Annotated in this window: 18 protein-coding genes; 13 read left to right on the forward strand and 5 right to left on the reverse strand. The window is 60.4% G+C overall.

What is annotated here, in order from left to right; genetic code table 11:
- Positions 1-35: 35 nt before the first annotated feature.
- On the reverse strand, positions 36-1,298 hold the full coding sequence (locus JJ917_11415) for a penicillin-binding protein activator (protein ID MBO6699430.1): 1,263 nt from the start codon (positions 1,296-1,298) through the stop codon (positions 36-38).
- Positions 1,299-1,453: 155 nt separating this feature from the next.
- On the opposite strand from JJ917_11415, the gene rsmI reads away from it, so the two are divergent.
- The 7 genes from rsmI (at position 1,454) to JJ917_11450 (ending at position 8,822) form a co-directional block, all read left to right on the forward strand.
- The gene (gene rsmI, locus JJ917_11420; GenBank protein ID MBO6699431.1) at positions 1,454-2,365 is read left to right on the forward strand and encodes a 16S rRNA (cytidine(1402)-2'-O)-methyltransferase; all 912 of its coding nucleotides are present in this window, start codon (positions 1,454-1,456) and stop codon (positions 2,363-2,365) included.
- Positions 2,358-2,744: a YraN family protein gene (locus tag JJ917_11425; GenBank protein ID MBO6699432.1), complete on the forward strand. Its 387-nt coding sequence runs from the start codon at positions 2,358-2,360 to the stop codon at positions 2,742-2,744. The genes rsmI and JJ917_11425 overlap by 8 nt, the downstream gene beginning before the upstream one ends.
- A 15-nt stretch (positions 2,745-2,759) precedes the next feature.
- Positions 2,760-3,713 (forward strand): glutathione synthase, encoded by a 954-nt coding sequence (gshB, locus tag JJ917_11430; protein ID MBO6699433.1) that lies wholly within the window; start codon positions 2,760-2,762, stop codon positions 3,711-3,713.
- 90 nt (positions 3,714-3,803) lie between these two features.
- Complete coding sequence (locus JJ917_11435; GenBank protein MBO6699434.1) at positions 3,804-4,088, forward strand: hypothetical protein; 285 nt, start codon at positions 3,804-3,806, stop codon at positions 4,086-4,088.
- A gap of 72 nt (positions 4,089-4,160) precedes the next feature.
- Positions 4,161-5,720: a YifB family Mg chelatase-like AAA ATPase gene (locus tag JJ917_11440; GenBank protein ID MBO6699435.1), complete on the forward strand. Its 1,560-nt coding sequence runs from the start codon at positions 4,161-4,163 to the stop codon at positions 5,718-5,720.
- Between the two features lie 116 nt (positions 5,721-5,836).
- Positions 5,837-7,543 carry a response regulator gene (locus tag JJ917_11445; GenBank protein ID MBO6699436.1) on the forward strand — a complete coding sequence of 569 codons (1,707 nt, stop codon included), beginning with the start codon at positions 5,837-5,839 and terminating at the stop codon, positions 7,541-7,543.
- A 289-nt stretch (positions 7,544-7,832) separates the two neighbouring features.
- On the forward strand, positions 7,833-8,822 hold the full coding sequence (locus tag JJ917_11450) for a GNAT family N-acetyltransferase (GenBank protein ID MBO6699437.1): 990 nt from the start codon (positions 7,833-7,835) through the stop codon (positions 8,820-8,822).
- A gap of 14 nt (positions 8,823-8,836) precedes the next feature.
- Here JJ917_11450 and JJ917_11455 read toward each other — a convergent pair whose 3' ends face one another.
- Complete coding sequence (locus JJ917_11455; GenBank protein MBO6699438.1) at positions 8,837-9,721, reverse strand: LysR family transcriptional regulator ArgP; 885 nt, start codon at positions 9,719-9,721, stop codon at positions 8,837-8,839.
- Between the two features lie 68 nt (positions 9,722-9,789).
- On the opposite strand from JJ917_11455, the gene JJ917_11460 reads away from it, so the two are divergent.
- From JJ917_11460 to JJ917_11470, 3 genes are all read left to right on the forward strand, one after another.
- Positions 9,790-10,389, forward strand: coding sequence for an amino acid transporter (locus tag JJ917_11460; GenBank protein MBO6699439.1), 600 nt, complete (start codon positions 9,790-9,792; stop codon positions 10,387-10,389).
- A 238-nt stretch (positions 10,390-10,627) separates the two neighbouring features.
- Positions 10,628-12,550 (forward strand): molecular chaperone DnaK, encoded by a 1,923-nt coding sequence (gene dnaK, locus JJ917_11465; GenBank protein ID MBO6699440.1) that lies wholly within the window; start codon positions 10,628-10,630, stop codon positions 12,548-12,550.
- Positions 12,551-12,674: 124 nt separating this feature from the next.
- The gene (locus JJ917_11470) at positions 12,675-13,568 is read left to right on the forward strand and encodes an FkbM family methyltransferase (protein MBO6699441.1); all 894 of its coding nucleotides are present in this window, start codon (positions 12,675-12,677) and stop codon (positions 13,566-13,568) included.
- Between the two features lie 11 nt (positions 13,569-13,579).
- On the opposite strand, the gene JJ917_11475 is transcribed toward JJ917_11470, so the two are convergent.
- Both JJ917_11475 and JJ917_11480 read right to left on the reverse strand, forming a co-directional pair.
- Positions 13,580-14,551: an SDR family NAD(P)-dependent oxidoreductase gene (locus tag JJ917_11475; GenBank protein MBO6699442.1), complete on the reverse strand. Its 972-nt coding sequence runs from the start codon at positions 14,549-14,551 to the stop codon at positions 13,580-13,582.
- 135 nt (positions 14,552-14,686) lie between these two features.
- A complete protein-coding gene (locus tag JJ917_11480) occupies positions 14,687-15,910 on the reverse strand; it encodes a class I SAM-dependent methyltransferase (protein MBO6699443.1) in 1,224 nt (407 codons plus the stop codon).
- A gap of 301 nt (positions 15,911-16,211) precedes the next feature.
- Between JJ917_11480 and dnaJ the strand changes: the two genes are divergently transcribed.
- The 3 genes from dnaJ to JJ917_11495 all read left to right on the forward strand — a co-directional run bounded on the left by dnaJ (position 16,212) and on the right by JJ917_11495 (position 19,654).
- The gene (gene dnaJ / locus JJ917_11485) at positions 16,212-17,342 is read left to right on the forward strand and encodes a molecular chaperone DnaJ (GenBank protein ID MBO6699444.1); all 1,131 of its coding nucleotides are present in this window, start codon (positions 16,212-16,214) and stop codon (positions 17,340-17,342) included.
- 140 nt (positions 17,343-17,482) lie between these two features.
- Positions 17,483-18,292: an extensin family protein gene (locus JJ917_11490; GenBank protein MBO6699445.1), complete on the forward strand. Its 810-nt coding sequence runs from the start codon at positions 17,483-17,485 to the stop codon at positions 18,290-18,292.
- 123 nt (positions 18,293-18,415) lie between these two features.
- Positions 18,416-19,654, forward strand: a complete 1,239-nt coding sequence (locus JJ917_11495; protein ID MBO6699446.1) for a GNAT family N-acetyltransferase — start codon at positions 18,416-18,418, stop codon at positions 19,652-19,654.
- Positions 19,655-19,711: 57 nt separating this feature from the next.
- On the opposite strand, the gene JJ917_11500 is transcribed toward JJ917_11495, so the two are convergent.
- Complete coding sequence (locus JJ917_11500) at positions 19,712-22,018, reverse strand: NADP-dependent malic enzyme (GenBank protein ID MBO6699447.1); 2,307 nt, start codon at positions 22,016-22,018, stop codon at positions 19,712-19,714.
- Positions 22,019-22,050 lie beyond the last annotated feature (32 nt).

Genomic DNA, 22,050 nt, shown 5'->3' on the forward strand with positions numbered 1-22,050 from the left:
GATCGAGCCGAGGGCATGCTTTTCCAGAACCTTGCCTAGAAAATGCCCTGGAACGAACGTGGTGCCGCGGACGCCACTTCAGTGCCTGAACCGGTGACGCGGTAGACGGCAAGGCCGCGCTGCGAGACGCCGTTCGACAAGAAGCGGAAAATCCCATCGATGCCGGAGAAGCCGGACGAAGCGGCCAGCATTTGCGGATCGATGCGACCGCTGCCGGCACGCGCCAAGGCTGCTGCCAGCGTGACAGCGTCGTAGCCGAGCGAGGAAATGCGCACCGGCTCGCCGCCATAACGGGCTCGGTAGCGGCTGACATAATCCTGGTACTGCGCCCGTGGTGGTGCCGGATAAACCGAGTCACGCAGCTCAGGCGCATTTTGCACGCGCGCATCTTCCCACTGACCGGAGCCGAGGAAGAGCGTGTTTTGTGGGGTCAGACCACCAGCAGCCAAGCCCTGTGCAATGGACACCATCACATCACCGGCTTCGGGCACGAAGAGCGCGTTGAACTGCGCCCGCTGCGTTGCCAGTTGGCTGGCCGCTTCTTGGATCGCGATGGTTGTTAGGTCATAACGCTGGACCGTGGCGACCTGCAGACCGGATGTCGCGGCTGCCTGGCGCATCTCCGCTTCCATGATCTGGCCATAGGCATTGTTGGGTAGCAACGCGCCGAGCGTCGTGCGGTTTTGCTGGCCAGCATAGCTGATGATCCGGCGGGCATCCGAAGATGGCAGGAAGGACAGCAGATAAACACCACCGCCGCCAACGCTGGCATCGGATGAAAACGCGATGACCGGCACACCGACCGAACGCGTCACGGCGGCCACCGAGCGCACCTCAGCGGCAAAGATCGGGCCCAGGATCATCTGCGCGCCTTCGGCAAGTGCCTGGCTCGCGGCAGCAGCAGCGCCTTCGGGCGTGCCGCGCGTATCCTTGATGATGACCGTGATGTCGGATCCGCCAAGGGCAGCGACGGCCAAATCAGCCGCGTTGCGAAAGCTCGGTCCGGCTTGACCAGCATTGCCGGTGGCCGTCAACGGCAACAACATCGCCACGCGGGCCGAGCCAGTGCCAAGCACCTCGCCCTGAGGCTGAACGCTCGGTGTATTGACCGTCAGCGATGGGCCGCCAAGCGTTGAAAAGCCTTGCGGGCCACAGGCCGATAGGCCCAAAAGCCCGGTCAGACCCAGGCCTTGAACAACCTTGCGGCGTCCGAATTCTTTTGAGGTCGAAGGCGTGTTGCTCGTCTGAGATTCCAGCTTGGAGCCCACCTTGGATTCTGTCCCCGTGATCGCTTTCATAACCGGCGATCCTCCTCACTTACGCGTCCGCACATATGCTGTTTGCCCATCCCATCTGGTCTTTAGCGGGAAACGCGGCAAAAAAACAGTCAGGCCGTGGGCATCGCCCATAAAACATCGTTAAGTCGTCATGATGAGGGGCGAGGGCTAAAAACATGGTTAACAAAAGCTTGCCTAACCCGATTTCAGACAAAGACTTTGCGATCGACGGTCAAAACTTCGCCGCGCCACCCTTGGCGCCCGGTCTTTACGTCGTGGCAACGCCGATCGGGAATCTCGCCGATATCACGCTGCGCGCCTTGCAAACGCTTGCTGCGGCGGACGTGATCGCCTGCGAAGACACGCGAAACTCCCGCGTTTTGCTCGATCGCTACGGTATCACGACCCGCCTTATGGCCTATCATGATCATAACGGCCCGCAGGCGCGTCCAATCATCCTGGAACAATTGGCCGGTGGTGGCACGGTGGCGTTGATTTCGGACGCTGGCACGCCGCTGATCGCCGATCCAGGCTACAAGCTGGTCGTGGCGGCGCGGGAGGCTGGCCATGACGTTGTCAGTATTCCTGGCCCAAGCGCGGTCATCGCCGCGCTCTCGATTGCCGGCCACCCCACTGATCAATTCACCTTTGCCGGTTTCTTGCCCAACAAGGCCAAAGCCCGTGACGCGGCAATTTCTGAGCTTGGCCGATTGCCAGGCACGGTTTGCCTTTACGAAGCACCATCGCGGCTAGCGAGCACCTTGGAAGCGCTGGCTGCTGGACTTGGCGGTGACCGCGCGGCGAGCGTTTGCCGCGAGCTCACCAAGCGGTTCGAAACCGTTCAACCGGGTTCGCTGGTGGAACTGGTGGAGCACTATCGCGCTACCGAAGCGCCGCGTGGCGAGATCGTTATCGTGTTGGCACCGGCGCAAGCGGAAGAAACGACCCAGGCGAGCGTCGATGACGCCCTTCGTGCTGCGCTGAAGACCGAACGTGTGAAAGATGCCGCGGGTTTGGTCGCCGAGGCCTATGGCTTGCCGCGCCGCGAACTGTACCAACGCGCGCTTGAGCTTTCCAAAGATGGCTGATCGCCAAAAAGCCTACCGAACCGGTCTTCAGGCTGAGGAGATCGCCGCACGTTTCCTGCGATCGCTTGGGTTGGAGGAGATCGATCGGCGCGCGCGGATGGCTGGCGGTGAGATCGATCTCGTCGTTGAGGATGCTGAAACGCTTGTCTTTGTCGAAGTGAAAGCGCGCGCACGCCTTTCCGACGGGGTCGAGGCGGTCAGCGCCCGCCAGCAGAGCCGCATCCGCGCGGGGTTACGTGCTTGGCTCGCGGCACACGATGAAGACGGCGCACGAATGGCCAGCCAAAACGTGCGCTGCGATGTGGTCGTGGTTGCGCCTGGACACGATCCGCTCCATATCCCAAACGCCTTTTCCGCCGCCGAGGATGGCGGCTTCTAGCTTCGGAAGACCCCAATGACGTTCAGCGCCAAACCCTTGCGCGTCGCAGTCCAAATGGACCCAATTCAGTCGATCAACATCAAGGGCGATTCCACCTTTGCCATGATGCTGGAAGCGCAGGCGCGCAGCATGGCGCTGTTCGTCTACACGCCGCAAACCATGGCGTTGGAAAGCGGACACGTCACGGCGCTGGTGCAAAACGCGTCGGTCCGTGACGTCGAAGGCGATCATGTGACGCTCGGCGACTTATCCCGCCAGGACCTTGGCACGTTCGATGTCATCCTGCTGCGCCAAGACCCGCCATTTGACATGGCTTACATCACCTCGACCCACATGTTGGAGCAGATCGAAGGGCCTTTGGTCGTCAATGATCCCAGGGGCGTGCGCGATGCGCCCGAAAAGCTGCTGGTTATGCGGTTTCCGGAATTGATGGCGCCAACGCTGATCAGCCAGGACCGAGATGCGATCGCCGCGTTCCGCGATGAGCACAAGGACATTGTCCTGAAGCCGCTTTACGGCAATGGCGGCAAGGGCGTGATGCGGTTGCGGGAGGATGATCAGAACTTCGGCTCTTTGATCGGGCTTTTCCGCGATCTTTTCCCCGAGCCTTGGGTGGCGCAGGCTTTTCTGCCTGACATCGAAAAGGGCGATAAGCGCATCTTGCTCATCGAAGGCGAGCCTTTTGGCGTGATCAACCGGGTCCCGTCCGAAGGGGATTTGCGCTCTAACATGGTTGTTGGCGGACGGGCCGAGGCCATCGCGCTTTCGGACCGGGATCGCGAGATCTGTGCCGCCATCGGACCGACACTGCGCGAAATGGGCCTATTGTTCGCCGGAATCGACGTCATTGGGCCCTACATCACCGAAATCAACGTCACCTCACCCACCGGAATTCGAGCCCTTGAGCGGCTCGGCGGCGGCAACGCAGCAGCGGCGATGTGGGACGCAATTGAGACCAAGTTGAGCTAACCACGTGCAGGCAAGTGGATGACCACGCCACCGGATCTCCCTCAGCATTCAACGCCGAAGCCGAAGGCCAAGCGGTCCCTAGGACTCGTTGTGCTTGGTTGGCTTCTGCTTCCCTTCCGCCTCATCGGCTACCTTGCTCTTTTGATCGTGGTCGTTGGATTCACAGCGACGTTCGGATTGCCGGCGCTTGACCTCTGCCAATCGAACGGGCCGGGCATCGCCTGCGAGAGCGAACGCCTTCAACCCATCGCCGATTTCGGTCTGAGCGTCGTCTATGTGAGTGTCTTTACCGGAATCCCATTGATCATCGCTTTTGTTGGCTTGATATTCTTGGGACTGGACGTCGGACGCTGGTTACATAGACGGCTTAACTAAATGTTCTTTTTTTGTTCTAGCATTTAATCTGAAAATATGCTTGCCTCTCCTTGACGGAAGAGAGGGCGTAGCATGGTTTCGCGTGTCACGACGGTGGCCTTTCAAGGCGTGGATGCGCGGCCCGTGGACGTGCAGGTTCACATCACGCCGGGTCTTGTCGGCTTCTCGATTGTCGGGTTGCCCGACAAAGCGGTCGCTGAGAGCCGCGAGCGCGTGCGTTCGGCGCTCGTAGCCTCCGGCATGGCGATGCCGGCCAAACGCATCACCGTGAACCTTGCCCCCGCCGATCTGCCCAAGGAAGGCAGCCATTTTGATTTGCCAATTGCGCTTGGGGTGATGGCGGCAATGGGCGCCGTCAGCGGCGATAGTGTTGCCGGGCACGTGGTCCTCGGCGAATTGTCGCTGGATGGCCAACTTGCCGCCGTGTCCGGTGTTCTGCCGGCGGCCATGATGGCGGTTGAGCGAGATGAGGGGATGATCTGTCCCAAGGCCTGCGGCCCGGAGGCAGCCTGGGCAGGCGAAGCTCTGTCGGTTCTTGCGCCAGGTTCGCTCTTGGAGCTGACGAACCATTTCGCCGGTCGGCAAATGCTCTCCCAACCACGTCCTGGCGTGGAGCTTGAACAAGGTCCGGGCCTGCCCGATCTTGTTGATGTGCGCGGTCAGGAAAGCGCCAAGCGGGCGTTGGAGATCGCGGCTGCAGGCGGTCACAATCTGCTGATGGTCGGCCCACCGGGATCAGGCAAGTCGATGCTGGCGGCCCGTCTGCCCTCGCTTTTCCCTCCTCTCAGCCCACGCGAGATGCTCGACCTATCGGTAGTCTGCTCGCTGGCCGGAGAGTTGGAAGCCGGGGCCTTATCCGACAAGCGCCCGTTCCGCGCGCCGCATCACTCAGCATCCATGGCCGCGCTGGTCGGCGGCGGCATGCGGGCGCGGCCGGGCGAAATATCCTTGGCGCACAATGGCGTTCTGTTTCTGGATGAATTGCCCGAGTTCTCACCGCAGGTTCTCGACAGCTTACGCCAACCTTTGGAAACCGGACAATGCCACATCGCCCGCGCCAATCATCACGTGACCTATCCGGCAGCGTTTCAGATGATCGCGGCGATGAACCCCTGCCGCTGCGGTCATGCCGGCGAACCCGGCCACGCCTGTCGTCGAGGCCCGCGCTGCGCCGCCGATTATCAAGGCCGCGTGTCCGGCCCACTGATGGACCGGATTGATCTGCGCATCGATGTTCCGGCGGTCACCGCGCGTGATCTCTCCAACACCGCACCGCGTGAGACCAGCGCCATCGTCGCCAAGCGCGTCGCTGCGGCCCGCGCCCGCCAGTGGGCTCGTTACGAAGGCACTAATGGTGCATCGGGTGGTCGCGCGGCATTGCAACCAGCAGCCTTGAATGCCCGTACCGAGCAGAGCGCGATTGAGAAACATGTGGCGCTCGACCGAGGGGCGCTGGATCTTCTGTCGCAGGCGGCAGACACTGCGAATTTATCTGCCCGCGGATACTACCGGGTGCTACGTGTAGCGCGGACCGTCGCCGATTTAGCGGCGTCGGACAGTGTCGAGCGGGCGCATCTTGCTGAAGCGCTGACCTATCGCGGCATGGATGCAGCAACCTTGCTGGCAGCTTGATGGTCCCGCCGGGTTACTGATCTTCGGTTTCCGGGGCAGGGGTGCGGGACGACAAAAGTGTGCCGCAGTGCATTGGCGGTGAGCGCTTGTTAACGGCCAGCGGCTAAGATCGTCGCATGGCAAACCCCAAGCGCTATCGACCAGTTGAATCGTCCACCACCCGGCAATCCTCACGCCAGGCCGACGGCGTCCCGACCTCGCAAGCCACATCTTCGGCCACCCAACCGCACGAGAATGGCTCGGCGATGAAGCTCATCGGCGCTGTCAGCCATGAAATGCGCAATCCGCTGAACGGCATTTTGGGCATGGCCCACCTCCTCAATGAAACACAGCTTGACAGCGCGCAGCGCAACTATCTTGAGGGTATCGCGACCAGCGGCGAGGTGCTTTTGGCGCTGGTCAACGATCTGCTCGACCTGACGGCCCTGCAAAACGGCGCCATCGAGCCGAGCCCGACACCTACTGACCTTGGCCATCTTGTCAATCAATGCATCGAACTTGCCGCGCCGCGTGCCCATGCCAAGGCGTTGGCCATTGGCAGCACGATCGATCCGGCCCTCAGCTCCTGGCAGGATGATCCTTTTCTCGTAGGCATTGATGGTGGGCGGGTGCGCCAGGTGTTGACCAATCTGCTGTCCAACGCGATCAAATTCACCGAATCCGGCGGCGTCGGGCTGTCGCTGAAGGCGGTGTCTGCCAGTGAGTTGGGTGGCCTTGACGCCTATGCGCCGACAGCAACCCTAGCTGATCTCACGCATCTTGTTTTTGATGTGCGCGACACTGGCCACGGCATTGCGCCTGATGATCATATGCGTGTCTTTGAGCCCTTTGGACGCACCAAATCAGCCCAGATCGGTGCCATTGAGGGCACTGGCCTTGGGCTACCGCTTTCGCGCGGCCTGGCGCGCGCCATGGGCGGCGATCTGACGCTTCTGAAAAGCGCTCGTGGCGCAGGCACAACGATGCGGTTGACGCTGCCCCTTGCTGAACCTTTCACACCAGCAAGGCCCAAAAGTGCCCTCCGGCTAGCCGATCAGCGCGTGCTTTTGGTTGTGGAGCCCTCGATCGCCGGCTCGCCGGAATCCGACCTGTTGGCGGTGACCCTTGAAAGCCTCGGCGCCGACGTTCGCACCCTAAGCGCGGCTGATGCGCTCAACGGTGCACCCGAAAATGTCGACCATGTACTGGTCGATGCTGCGTTCGATCATGCGATGCTTTGGTCACGGCTTTGCTTGCCGCAGGTCGGCTTGCGTCCAGTGATCCTGCTACGCCCCGATGATCGGAATATGCTGCCAGACCTGCGTGATGCCGGTTTCTCCGGCTATCTCATTCGTCCGGTGCGGCAAGCCTCGCTGGTTGCCATGCTGACCCATCGCTTTGACGCCGATGGCGCAGAACACTTCTTGGCTGATCCGGCCGATATCCAGGTGCCAGACACGAGTTCAGCACGAAAGCGCATTCTGATCGGCGAGGACAATCCGGTGAATGCGCGCCTTGCCAAGGCGGCGCTTGAGCGCGCTGGCCATGCCGTCACGCTTGTTGGCGATGGTGCTCGCGTCATCGCCCTTGCCGCCGAGCAGCACAAGGATACCGAACCTTTCGATCTGGTCTTGCTTGATCTGGCGATGCCGGTCCTTGATGGTTTCGCGGCGGCGCGCCAATTGCGTGAAGCTGGGTTCGCTGGCCGCGTGATTGCCTATTCCGGCAACACAGACCCGGAACTCCCCAACCAACTGAAAAAGGCCGGTTTTGACGGCTTTGCCCAGAAACCGTTGGCGCCAAGCGCGCTTCAAGCCCTGGTTTCCGGCGAACAGGCCAACTGAACCCAGGGCCACCAACCCTTGCGGGGCGGCAGGCGGCATGCCATCTGCAAACAGGCTGAGGCTTGAGAAAGAGCATGGCAGGCTGCGTAAAGGCGGCTAAGCATGATCGATGCAGGGCTCGACACAAATGGGCTGCGGTGGCTGCCCCCGCGTCGCAGGGTTGTCATGGAAGCGTCGCGATACTGTGATCGATGCGACCTGATCGGATCGTCACATCCGACGCATGTGGCGGCCCATGAATGCGGTGCATGGTAGAGGGCGGAAAGAGGGTTGAATGGCTGACCAGGACATGTCCGACAAACGCTTGGCTGATGCCGCCGGGCGACGCGCCGGTCGCCTGACCACCGTGCCCCATGCCGCCAGGCGGATGATGGCCACGGTTTTCCCGTTTGCGCGTGGTGGCACGGCAGCGCCGTTACCAGGCACGCCGCTTTATTTGCCGGACGCCGACCAACCGGAATCTGGCGATACGCCGGTTCTCGGTGCGATTGGATCGCTGGAGGTGCGCCTGGCGTCCAGCAGGCAAGACATTCATCGCGCGCAGCGTCTGCGCTACCAGGTTTTCTATCAGGAAATGTCCGCTAAGCCCGGCCTCAAACACAGACTGCTTGGGCGCGACATCGACGGTTACGATGCGATTTGCGACCATCTTCTCGTGCTCGACCATGATGCGCCGCCTGATCCTCGAACTGGCGGGCCAGCGATTGTTGGGACTTATCGGCTGCTCAGCCAGGATGTCGCCGATGCCCATGGCGGGTTCTACACCGCCGGTGAGTACCAGATCGGCACGTTGATCGCTGCGCGGCCTGATCTTCGCTTTTTGGAGCTTGGTCGGTCCTGCGTTCTGAAACCCTACCGCACCAAACGCACCGTCGAGCTGCTCTGGCATGGCATTTGGAGCTATGTCGTGCAGCGCAAGATCGATGTGCTCTTTGGCTGCGCTAGCCTTGACGGCACTGATCCGGAAGCGCTCGCTCTGCCCCTATCGTTTCTGCACCATTTTGCCGCTGCTGATCCCAGCTGGACCGTGCGCGCCGTGGATGCCCGCTACGAACCGATGGATCGCCTCGCCAAAGAGGAGATCGACCAAAAGCAGGCGCTGCGATCGCTGCCGCCGCTTATCAAAGGCTATCTGCGCCTTGGCGGCATGATCGGTGACGGCGCCGTTGTCGATCATCAATTCGGCACCACGGATGTCTTGATCCTGTTGCCGGTGGAAAAAATCTCCAAGCGCTACATTAGCTATTACGGCGCCGACGCTTCGCGCCGCGCCAACTGATCTCAAGCCCAGATTCAGGACTCAGAATTGAGACCGTCGCGCGCTGCCTCACGTATGGCATTGGTAAGCGGTGATAGCGGCTTGGCCACCAAGCGGCTCACCTGCCAGTAAAGCGGTGTCGCAAACGGGCGCGGTGAAAGCGCCACCAAGCTTCCATCGGCGATTAAGCCATCGACAAGCCGTTTCGGATTAAGCCCCCAGCCAAGGCCAAGCCGGGTGGCCTCGACGAAGCTTTGCGTGCTGGCGATCCGGTGCACCGGCAAGGCCACGCGCCTGCCGATCTCCCGTTCCACGAACTGCGCCTGGAGCTTGTCCTTGGCGTTGAAGGCAAGCGAGGGCGCGGTGCGCAACGCCTCCTCGGTCAAGCCGTTTGGAAAGTACGTTGCGGCAAAAGCCGGGCTCGCCGTGGCGATGTAGATCAGCGCACCGAGAGGGAAGACGTCACAACCTTGGACGGGTTCGGCGCGGCTGGAAATCGCGGCGGCCACCTGCCCCGTGCGCAGCCAGCCGGCGGCGTGGTCCTGGTCATCTATGACAATGTCAAAAAGCACATCCGGAATTCCTGTAAGGGCCGGCATGACCCATGTGGCGAGGCTATCGGCGTTAAGCGCAATGCGCACTGTCGGCCGTCCGACAGTCTCATTTTCATGACCAATCTCGCGCAGCGTCGCCTGTTCGATCAGTGCAACATCTTGCCCATGTCGCACCAACCGCGCCCCGATATCGGTGGCCACACAGGGCTGGCCCCGGACAACCACCGCGGCGCCCAGTTGATCCTCCAGCGCCTTGATGCGCTGCGAAACTGCCGATTGGGTGAGGCTCAACCGAGCCGCAGCGCCTTCAAACGAGCCGGCTTCAACAACGGCTTCCAAAGCTTTCAACTGCAAGCGCTCAAGCATTAGCTGTTCTTATTTTAATTGAAATTCTTTCATTGGGCTAATGAGGCGGCAATCGCTAGTCAACCGGGATGGTCATCGCGCTCATCGCCGGGTTTAGCCTCGGCAGCTCCCTCATCATTGCCATTGGTGCACAGAACGCTTTTGTTCTGCGCCAAGGCTTGCGGCACGAACATGTGCTGCCGATCGTGCTCATTTGTTCGATCTCCGATGCGATTCTGATCGCCGCAGGCGTCGGCGGCTTTGCGGCTATGACGGCTCGTGCTCCGTGGCTTGCACCGGCGTTCACCTATGGCGGTGCGGCCTTCCTGCTTTGGTATGGCGGACGTAGTTTCTGGGCGGCGTTTAAGGGCGGTGAGGCGCTTCAACCTTCGACTGACCGGCCGGTTTCGTTGCGCTCGGCGGTGCTCACCTGCCTTGCGCTGACCTGGCTCAACCCGCACGTCTATTTGGATACGCTTGTCGTTGTCGGCAGTGTCAGCGCGCAATACATCGACAAAGTTGCGTTTGCCATTGGCGTGACTGCATCGAGCTTCGTGTTCTTTTTTGCGCTCGGCTATGGCGCGCGCCTGCTCGCACCGGTGTTCGCCAACCCAAGAAGCTGGCAAGTGCTTGACGGTCTGGTTGGAACGGTGATGTGGGCCATCGCGTTGAAACTACTCCTGGCCTGACGCCGCTCCAGCCCCATGAAAATCGGTCACGTGCCGCGCCTTGCACCACCCCTAGGGCCTCCTTATATACGCGTCGATCCTCAGGTCCGGGGCGACCGGCCTGCCAAAGAGATTTCACTTCCAACCCCCCAAGGGGATCGCAGCGCGGCTTCAGATTTGCTATAAGCCCGCGCTTCGCCGGAACGCCGATACGATTCGGGTCCGGGCGATCTGCCGATAACTGTATGAGGTATCGTCCATGGCGAAAGTCATTGGTATTGATTTGGGAACCACCAATTCCTGCGTAGCCGTCATGGACGGCTCAACCCCCAAAGTGATTGAAAACGCCGAAGGTGCGCGCACTACGCCGTCTATGGTTGCGTTTTCCGACGATGGCGAGCGGCTCGTTGGCCAGCCTGCCAAGCGTCAGGCTGTTACCAACCCTGAAGGCACCTTGTTCGCCGTGAAACGGTTGATCGGTCGTCGTTACGACGATCCGACGGTCGCCAAAGACAAGAAGATGGTGCCGTTTGAAATCGTCAAAGCCGAAAGCGGCGACGCCTGGGTGAAGGTCGGCGAAACCGATTACTCTCCCTCGCAGATTTCAGCCTTCATTCTGCAAAAGATGAAGGAAACCGCCGAAGCGTTCCTCGGTGAAACGGTCGAGCAAGCCGTCATCACGGTTCCAGCCTATTTCAACGACGCCCAGCGCCAGGCAACCAAAGATGCCGGTAAGATCGCCGGTCTTGAAGTGCTGCGCATCATCAACGAGCCGACGGCCGCTGCTTTGGCCTATGGGCTGGAGAAAAATGACGGCCAGACCATCGCGGTCTATGACCTGGGTGGCGGTACCTTCGACGTTTCGGTTCTGGAAATCGGCGATGGCGTGTTTGAGGTGAAGTCGACCAATGGCGACACGTTCCTTGGCGGTGAAGACTTCGACATGCGCTTGGTTGGCTATCTGGCTGACGAGTTCAAGAAAGAGCAAGGTATCGACCTTAAGGGCGACAAGCTTGCGCTTCAGCGCCTGAAAGAAGCTGCCGAAAAAGCCAAAATCGAGCTCTCTTCGGCTACGCAGACAGAGATCAACCTGCCCTTCATCACCGCTGATGCGTCCGGTCCAAAACACCTGACGATGAAGCTGACGCGCGCCAAGTTCGAAAGCCTGGTTGAAGATCTGGTTAAGCGCACCGTCGATCCGATGAAAGCGGCTCTGAAAGACGCTGGTCTGAAAGCCGGTGACATTGACGAGGTGGTTTTGGTTGGCGGCATGACCCGCATGCCGAGGGTCCAAGAAACCGTCAAAGAGTTCTTCGGCAAAGAACCGCACAAGGGTGTGAACCCGGATGAGGTTGTGGCCATCGGTGCTGCTGTTCAGGCCGGCGTTTTGCAGGGCGATGTCAAAGACGTTCTTCTGCTTGACGTGACCCCGTTGTCGCTGGGCATTGAAACACTTGGTGGCGTGTTCACCCGTCTGATCGACCGCAACACGACGATCCCGACCAAGAAGAGCCAGGTGTTCTCGACCGCTGATGACAATCAGTCGGCTGTGACCATCCGGGTGTTCCAGGGCGAGCGCGAGATGGCGGCGGACAACAAGATCCTCGGCCAGTTCGATCTGGTGGGTATCCCTCCGGCGCCGCGCGGCATGCCGCAAATTGAAGTGACCTTCGACATCGACGCCAACGGCATCGTAAATGTCTCGGCGAAGGACAAAGGCACCAACAAAGAGCAGCAAATCCGCATTCAAGCGTCCGGTGGTCTTTCCGACGATGACATCGAACAGATGGTCAAAGACGCCGAGAGCCATGCCGACGAGGACAAGAAGCGCCGCGAAGTTGTCGAGGCGAAGAACCAGGGTGAAGCTCTGGTCCACTCCTCGGAGAAAGCTCTGGCTGATTATGGCGACAAGGTCGGCGATGACGACAAGGCCGCCATCGAAGGCGCGATCGCTGATCTGAAGACGGCGCTGGAAGGCGACGACAAGGCTGCCATCGAAGAGAAGGCGCAGGCGCTTGCCACCGCGTCCATGAAGCTTGGCGAAGCTATGTACGCTGACGCTCAGGCGGAAGGCGACGAGGCACCTGACATGGATGACCAGGCCGAACCGGTCCAAGACGATGATGTGGTCGATGCCGACTTTGAAGACGTCGACGATGAAGATCAGAAGAAAGCGTCCTAAACCTTTCCTCTGACACAGCACTTCAGGAAGCCCGGCACCTTTTGGTGTCGGGCTTTTTGCTGCGGGTGGACGTCGGTAGGGCTGTCATCAAGCCGCAATGTTTGATCGCAATAGCGTGCCACCCATGGCTGATCTTTTGCTCCATGATTCGCTGTCACGCCCGGCCGGGGGCCATGCACCGTTTGGCGCCCATCGCCTGCCCGCCTGGCGGGAAGCCATCCGCTCGTTGGGGGCGGGCCTGGTGCCACGGGCCTATCCGCGGCTGGCATCGATTGTGTCCTGGCCGATCTGGCGATTGTCGCTCATCGGGCGACCAAGTCCGGTTGATCTTGAGCCCTATCCCGGGTTCAGACTAAGGCTCTATCCGCGCGAAAACCACGCCGACACCAAGTGCTATGCCCGGCCCGGTTTGGTTGATTTGGCCGAAGAAGCAGCAATGGCGCGCTGTGCGGCAACCAGCCCTGATGATCAGTTCATCTTAGTTGATGCCGGCGCAAACACCGGCACCTACACAGTTCTGGCCGCCTGCCTGGCGCGGCAAGTAGGTCGAACGGGCCGGTTCGTGTGCATCGAAGCCAATCCGAAAACCCAAAGACGGCTCGCCGCCAACCTGCGCTTCAGCGGACTGGATGCGCAGGCTGATCTGGTTCCATGCGCCGTCAGCGACACGGGGGGTGCGGTTCTGCTTGCCCGTTCAGCCTGGAACTTAGGCAGTGTGTCGGTCAGCGATGGGTCCGGCAAAAAACGCGGGGGGCTCACCCAAGTTCGCGCCCGCACGCTCTTGTCGATTGTCGAAGAAAGCCGCCTGCCCCGCATCGACCTGCTCAAGATCGATATTGAGGGTCATGAGGTGCAGGCGCTTGGACCGTTCCTGCGCACAGCCCCGGCGCATCTCCTGCCACGAATGATCCTGGCTGAGACCAAACACGACAGGGATTCAACGCTCGCTTCGCTGATAATCCAAGCGGGCTACCGCATCACCCATCATGGGCGCTCGGACACCGTATTTGAACGGTAGCGTGGTTGGTCTCAAACGTCGGCCAACATTCTTTCGCTCATTTCCCACAAACGCTCAGCGGCCTCGTCATCGCAGGCATAGGCGTGAACGCCGGAATAGCGCGTTGCTGGATTGCCTGTGTCGGTCGGCGAGGCGATGTCGCAATCCTCGCAATAGACCCCGGCCTTGCCAACAAGATCGGGCGAGGATGCAGCCCATAACGTAGTTGAGCATCCCTGTTCAGGCGTTTTGAACCCGGCTTTGGCCATTTCAGATGGCTCGCCGTCCTCGCCTAGCCATCCGAGCGCGATCATTTCTTCTTTCGGCAAATGCCGCTGAAGCGGTGTGAAGATACCGCCAGGATGAAGCGAGAACGCCAGACCCCCAGTCTCTTGCAACCGCCGCGAGACGGCGTTGGCAAACAGCGCGTTGGCGGTCTTGGCCTGACCGTAGGCCTGCCATTTGTCATAAGCCGTCGTTTGGAAGTGTACATCGTCCCACAGGATGTCGGACCTTTTGTGCGCAGCCGACGACAAAGCAACTACCCTCGCACCGGGGGTACTCGCAAGCAGCGGTGCAAGCGTCTTGTACAATGCGAAATGCCCCATGTGACAAATGCCGAATTGCGATTCCCAACCAGGACCGACGCGCGATAGGGGCGAGGCCATAACGCCCGCATTGTTGATCAGCAGATCAAGGCTTTGGAGCTGTTCGACCATCGTGGCTGCAAAGCGCTTGACCGACGCAAGATCGGCCAGGTCCATCGGCGCCGTTTGAACGGCATCTCCGAGTGGCGCCAGGCTTTCGCGAGCCTTTTCCTCCCAACGCACCGGCACAATGACCGACGCTCCTTTTTCCGTCAGGCAGCGCACCGTTTCCAACCCGATGCCACTGTAGCCGCCCGTGACGATGGCTGTTTTGCCGGTCAGACCGATATCGGCGAGCACCTCGCTGCCGGTACCACGCGCACCGAAGTCCGATCCAACTGGGACTTGATCTGCGATAGCCATGACTGTTCCTTCCCAAGGCGTCTGATGAATTCAGGGTTCTGGGAATGAATTTAGGTCGTAGGATTGAAATCGCAGAGTGGCATTTGTCGGATAGACTTGCCCAATCGTCCGAAATTCCAACTGCCCACGTTAGCCAAGCTTGGCTTGCAAAGCTCTCTCATCATCGGTGATGTAATCACGGATGAGCGGCACGGCATCGCGCTCTTTGGAGAGGAGCAATTGGAAGACCATGTTCGAGCCATCGACAAAACCAAGCTCGGCCGCCGACAGATAAAACTCCCACATTCGGCAGAAGCGCTCGTCATAGAGCTCTTTGGCTTGCTCGCGATTGTCCTGAAACCGGAGCCGCCAGTCGCGCAATGTGTAAGCATAATGGAGCCGCAGCACTTCCATATCGCAGACCCACAGGCCGCAACGCTCCAGGGATTCAAACGTCTCTGAGAGAGCCGGAACATAACCGCCGGGGAAGATGTATTTGCGAAAGAAGGGCCCGGTGGTGCCCGGCGGGGTCATGCGACCGATCGAATGGATCATCGCGAATCCATCATCGGTCAGACGGTCGCGCACCACGTTGAAATAGTCATCAAAGTTGAAGACGCCGACATGCTCCATCATGCCGACTGACACGATGCGGTCATAGGTGCCCTGATGCTCGCGATAATCCTCAATGATGAACTCAACCTTGTCGTCGAGTCCTGCGGCGCTCACCCGCTCACGGGCGATTTTCACCTGTTCAGGCGAGACATTCAGCGACGTGACCTGCGCTCCCGCGCGCGCCAGCATGATCGCCAAAGAACCCCAGCCACCGCCGATCTCCAGGACCCGCATGCCGGGCTCAAGTTTCAGCTTGGCAACGATGTGGATGAGCTTGTTGATCTGCGCCTGTTCCAGGCTTTCATGCTCATCGGTGTAAAGCGCGCAGGAATAGTTCATGCCGTCATCGAGAAAAAGCCGGTAAAGCTCGGTCGACAGATCGTAATGGCTGCGCGCCTGTTTCTTGGCGTTTGCCACGTCATTGGCCTGCTGGCGGCGCCGCATCATCTTCCAGCCACGCCGAAGCAACCCCTGCACGCGGTATTGCGCCAGTGGCGCCCGGTTGACGGAAAAGAGCGTCAAAAACTGATGGATGTCCGAGCCGTCTTCAAAGCTCAGCTTGCCATCCATATAGGCCTCAGCGGCAGCAAGCTCGGGATTGAAAAAGATTGCCCGCTCGGCTTTGGCGTCGTGAAACCGCAGCGCAACCTCCGGACCGGGCTCGACACCGCCATAGGTGATTGTCTGCCCGTTGGCATGGGTCACGTGAAGTGCGCCTTTGCGGACGAATTTCTGCAAAAGGTTCGATAGGATGGGCATGAGGTCGTTGTCTCGCTTACCAGGCTCTTGCGGTCCATTGTGCGCCTTAGCGCAGCGCTTCTCTATCGAAGGTTGGCAAAGAACGCCACGTCAAGGTTCGCCCGCCCTGGCAAAGCGCGGGCGGCCTCCCTACATGCGGGCCTTGGTTGCTTGGCCGACTGTTGGTTGACAGCGCGCGGCCAAGCTGCCAACGCACTCGACCACAGCGCCTGGCACCCTTGCCAGCAGGCAAACTGGGCGGGCGCGACCCCCAATGACGCCCCTTGCAACGCAGTTCGCATCCCAAAGAAGTCCGTGATTTATGGCCAAGCCCGACTTTTATGAGCTTCTCGGTGTTTCGCGTGATGCAGACGAGAAAACGCTGAAGAGCGCCTTCCGCAAGAAGGCCATGCAATACCACCCCGACCGCAACCCAGGCGATGCTGAGGCCGAGCAGAGCTTCAAGGCCGTCAACGAAGCCTATGAGGTGTTGCGCGATGAGCAAAAGCGCGCTGCCTACGATCGGTTCGGGCACCAGGCCTTCGAACAAGGTGGCATGGGCGGTGGTGGCTTCGGCGGCGCGGGCATGGGTGGCGCCGGCATGGGCGACATCTTCGAAGAAATTTTTGGCGAGTTTATGGGTGGCGGTCGGCGTCGCTCATCCGGTGGCGCGGCGCGTGGCTCCGACATGCGCTACAATTTGGAGATCTCGCTGGAAGAAGCGTTTGAAGGCAAGACCGTTGATCTGGTGCTGCCGACATCGGTCTCCTGCGGCACGTGTTCCGGTTCAGGCGCCAAGCCGGGGACCAGCCCTTCGACCTGCTCGACCTGCGGCGGCATGGGCAAAGTGCGCATGAGCCAGGGCTTTTTTGCCATGGAACGCACCTGCCCAACCTGTGGCGGACGCGGCGAAGTCATCAAGGACCCGTGCGACACCTGTTCGGGCGCTGGGCGCGTCACGCAGGAACGCAATTTGTCGGTGAACATCCCTGCTGGGATCGACGATGGCAACCGCATCCGTGTGGCCGGGGAAGGCGAGGCTGGCGTGCGCGGTGCGCCTGCTGGCGATCTTTACATCTTCGTCTCGATCAAGCCGCACGATCTGTTTCAGCGCGATGGCGCGGACCTTTTCTGCCGCGCGCCGATCTCGGTCGTGACCGCGGCGCTTGGTGGCTCCTTTGAAGTGCCGACGCTTGATGGCGCGCGCACGCGGGTAAAAGTTCCCGAAGGCACACAGACCGGGAAGCAGTTCCGCCTGCGCGGCAAGGGCATGCCCATCCTGCGCCAACGTGATTTCGGTGACATGTATGTTCAGGTTCAGGTCGAAACGCCGCAAAAGCTGACCAAACGTCAGCGCGAACTGCTCGAAGAGTTCGAGGCCGAAGGCGGTGACCATAATCACCCCGAGATGAGCGGCTTTTTCACCAAGGTGAAGGACTTTTTCGGCGGGTAAGCGCGATCGCGCGGGGTGCTCCATCTTGGTTTGCGCGTCCTCGCGCACCCGATGGGTACCGCGCTGTTCAGCGGCCGGTGCCACCTTTTGACCATGAAGGTGGGGCACCTCGCCGGAATCTCTCCGACAGGCTTTTTTCCGTGCGCCGCTTTGCTTCTAGACCGACCAGCAATCTGATCCGCTGCCTTGCCGTCTGTCTCGGCATCGCAGCGCCTGCATCAACGCTTGCCGAAGACGCCAGCGACATAGTCTTGCCGCCCAATCCAACGGCGCGGCCTGAAACTGTCAGCACCCCACCTATTGGCACGCCCCCGGCCGAAACGCCGGGCGATGAGAGTTCCGTCGTCCTGCCGCCCAACCCGACGGCTCGCCCGACCGATACGGTCGAACCTGAGGCTGAACCGGTAATCACCGACCGCGCCTGTTTCAACGCTTTGCGCGCGGCGGGTGCCACGTTCGAAATCCGAGGGCGCCATGAAGGCGCCGGTCAATGCGGCATTGATGACGCAGTGGCTGTGTCAGCGATCAATGGCGTGACCTTGCAACCCGCCGCCTTGCTGACCTGTGAAGCAGCGCTCACCTACACCAACCTTTGGACAGACATCAAAGCGCCGCAGGCGCGCTCCATCTTCCAATCGGAACCGCAGACCGTGTTCGTTGCGGCATCCTATGCCTGTCGCGGTCGCAACAATGTCGCCGGTGCACGGATCAGCGAACATGGCTTTGGCCGGGCAATCGATGTTCGTGGTATCGCGTTCGAAGACGGGCAGGTCTGGTCGGTGCAACCGCATCCAGAAGGATCAGATGATCCTGCGGCGCGCTTTCAAGCGGCCATCCGGCAGGATGCTTGTGGGCCGTTTACGACGATCTTAGGGCCGGGGTCAGACGGCCACCATCAGGACCACATCCATTTCGATATTGCTCGCCGCTCCAGCACTTACTGTCGCTAGGACAAATCATTAAACGGCGAACGATCGCGTTAACACTCTGACAAGGCTGCCGTTTGTTCGAATTTTAAAGAAGTGCGCCTAGGCTGACGTAACGTTTTTCTTCCGCTGCACGAAGGCGCCCCGATGAGCACCCCTGCCGATATTCCCTTTGCCGGGACGGCCACCGCACCGCGTGTCCTTACGCGATCTCGCGCCGAAACCCCCACCGCCTCCACCCGTTATGCCTCGGTCGAAGTCACGACGCGCGACGCCGTTATGGATCTCAAAGACGAGTGGCAACGTCTGGAACAGATCTCCGAAGGTTCGGCGGTCTTTCAATCGTTTGATCTCTGCCTGCCCTGGCTTGATGCCTATGTGTTCGGCGATGCGCCGACTCACCAAGCCCATGTATTGGCCATCTACAACCAAGCCGGAACCATGGTCGCGTTGGCGCCCTTCGCCCAAAAGATTTCTGGGTTGGTCAATATGGCCGAGTGGATCGGCGACCCGCTGGTTCAGTATGGCGACATTCTGATGGACCCGGCAGCCGACCGCATGGCGCTGCGGGCGGTTCTGTCCGACGCGCTTGGCTCATGGCGTGTTGGCGGCTTGCATCTGCGCAATGTGCGTGAGGATTCGCGGATTGCTCAGGTCCTGGACCTATCGACGACTGCTGTCGGCGAAGCGCGTGTGGCCGCCCTCGCTGATTTCACCCAATTTGACGATGTTGAGGGCTATTTCGCAACCTTCTCCAAGCGCTCGAAGAAGAACCGCAAAACCAAACGTCGCAAGCTGGCAGAACAAGGTGAGCTGTCGTTCGACGTTGTCAAAGCCGGGGCAGAAGGCGCTGACTATTGCGCCCTTGCGCTGAAATGGAAGATCGCCTGGCTCGCCGAACGCGGCCTGTCGAGCCGCGCTTTCATGGATGCGCGCGCGCTTGGAGCGCTCCAGGAAGCGTGCAGTCGACAAAGTGATCACAACCCGATCCGTCTGTTTGTCCAACGTGTGGACGATGAGCCGGTCGCCATCGAAATCGGTCTGCTGGGACCGCTTGGGAATGCTGCGTTTATGGGCACCTACGACCCGGCCTATGAGAATCTGAGCGCCGGTAAGGTGCAGATGGAATCATCGGTGATGCACGGGTTCGACGATGGCTGGGCGGGGTATGACATGCTCGCGCCGATGAGTGATTACAAGCAAAGCTGGTCGAACCGCACAGTTAGTGTGGCCGATCACATCGTGCCCACCGGCATGCTCGGCCTGATCTATCGCGACGGCTATCTGCGCGGCGCCCGACCCCTGATGAAGATGCTCTGGAACGCACTGCCATCCTCGGTGCGCGCGCTGGTCCTGCGCAAAGGCGGCGGCCTCGCTGCGCTTTAGCGAGGGATACTCGGTTTCCCCGCACGGTCTTTGCCTGCGGCACACCTGCTTTGACCCCTAAACGCTCACATTGTAGGCCGATAGCACCGCCATATTGACGATCTCGGTATCGCGTGCGCCAAGACGTGCAATCTGGATCGGTTTGTCGAGACCCACCAGCAGCGGGCCAATCACGGTCGAGCCACCGAGCTCCTCAAGCATCTTCGTAGCGATGGACGCGGAATGGAAAGCCGGCATCACCAGCACATTGGCCGGCGCGGTCAGGCGGCAGAACGGATATTGCTCCATCACATCCATGTTGAGCGCCACATCGGCGTTCATCTCACCATCGTACTCGAAATCGACGCGGCGTTTGTCGAGAATGCGCACGGCCTCCTGCACACGCTCAGAACGTTCGCCGGGAGGATGCCCAAACGTGGAGTAGGCGAGCATCGCAACGCGCGGCTCATAACCTAGGCGGCGCGCCACGCCTGCTGCCTCTTCGGCGATATCGGCTAGTTCTTCAGATGTCGGCATGTCGTGGACGGCGGTGTCGGCGATCAGCACCGTGCGCCCGCGGCACAAGCAAAGCGACGCGCCGATGACGCGATGTCCGGGCTTGGCATCAACGACACGGCGGACCGCTTGAAGCGCAACCGAATAGTTGCGCGTCGTGCCGGTGATCATGGAATCGGCCTCGCCCATCGCCACCATCGCCGCGCCAAAATAGTTGCGATCGGTGTTCACCATGCGTTGGCAATCGCGATAGAGGAAGCCTTTGCGCTGCAGCCGCTGATAGAGGAATTCCGCATAGTCTTCCTGGCGCCGCGATACTCGGGCGTTGGCGATGGTCAGCCCGCCGATGTCGATGCCTGCTTCCTCGGCCACGCGTCTGATTTCGTCTTCCCGACCGACAAGAATGCCCTGCCCCAGCCCTTGGCTGGTGAAGGACACGGCGGCGCGCATCACCTGTTCCTCTTCGCCTTCGGCAAACACCACGCGTTTCTGCAAGCGTTTCACGCGCTCATAGATGCGGTTGAGCACGCCTGCGACAGGGTCGCGGCGTGCGGAAAGCTGGGCGCGGTATTGGTTGTCGTCGATGATCGGACGGCGGGCGACGCCGCTATCGACGGCAGCCTTGGCCACCGCGGCCGGGATGGAGGAAATCAATCTCGGATCGAAGGGCACAGGGATGATGTAATTTGGCCCAAAGCGCGGGCGCGTGCCCTGATAGGCGGAGGCAACCTCATCGGGAACATCTTCACGTGCCAACTCCGCAAGCGCGTTGGCCGCGGCGATCTTCATGTCGTCGTTGATCGTCGTTGCCCGTACGTCAAGCGCACCACGGAAGATGTAGGGGAAGCCAAGGACATTGTTGACCTGGTTCGGGTAGTCGGAACGGCCCGTGGCGACAATTGCATCCTCGCGGACTTCTGCCACCTGCTCCGGCGTGATCTCAGGATCCGGGTTTGCCATGGCGAAGATGATCGGATTGTCGGCCATCGAGGCGACCATGTCCTTGGTCAGCGCGCCTTTGACCGACAGGCCAAAGAAGACATCGGCATTCCTTACGGCCTCTTCCAAGGTTCGATCCTTGGTCTTGACCGCATGGGCAGCTTTCCACTGGTTCATGCCAGCTTCGCGGCCCTGATAGATCACGCCCTTGGTATCGCAGAGCGTGATGTTTTCGGCAGGCATGCCATAAGCCTTGATGAGCTCGATGCAGGCGATCGCCGCCGAGCCAGCGCCGTTGCACACCAGTTTGGTGTCCTTGATGTCGCGATTGGTCAGGTCAAGCGCATTGATGAGCCCAGCCATGGCGATAATCGCCGTGCCATGCTGGTCGTCGTGAAAGACGGGGATATCCATCTCTTCGCGCAGGCGGCTTTCGATGATGAAGCAGTCCGGTGCCTTGATGTCCTCCAGATTGATGCCGCCAAAAGATGGCCCAAGATGTTTCACCGCGTTGATGAAGGTGTCGACATCATCGGTATCGACTTCCAGATCGATGGAATCGACGTCAGCAAAACGCTTGAAGAGCACCGCCTTGCCCTCCATCACCGGCTTTGATGCTAGGGCGCCCAGATTGCCAAGTCCGAGAATGGCTGTGCCGTTGGAAATGACGGCCACCATGTTGCCGCGTGCGGTGTAATCGAAGGCTGTGTCAGGATCGGCGGCGATGGCTTCCACCGGAACCGCAACACCTGGTGAATAGGCCAGCGAGAGATCGCGCTGCGTCGCCATCGGCTTGGTCGGTACAACTTCCAGCTTGCCGGGTCGGCCTTGGCTGTGAAAATCGAGCGCATCCTGGTCTGTGATCGCCGGGCGTTTGCTGCCGAACGTGCTGCGGGACCTGTGCGGATCTTTGATTGGTTCTTTGCCCATCTGCGCGCGTTCCTGCCTTACATCATGATTGT

The sequence above is a fragment of the Hyphomicrobiales bacterium genome (assembly GCA_017642935.1).
In the GTDB taxonomy this organism is placed as follows: domain Bacteria; phylum Pseudomonadota; class Alphaproteobacteria; order Rhizobiales; family MH13; genus MH13.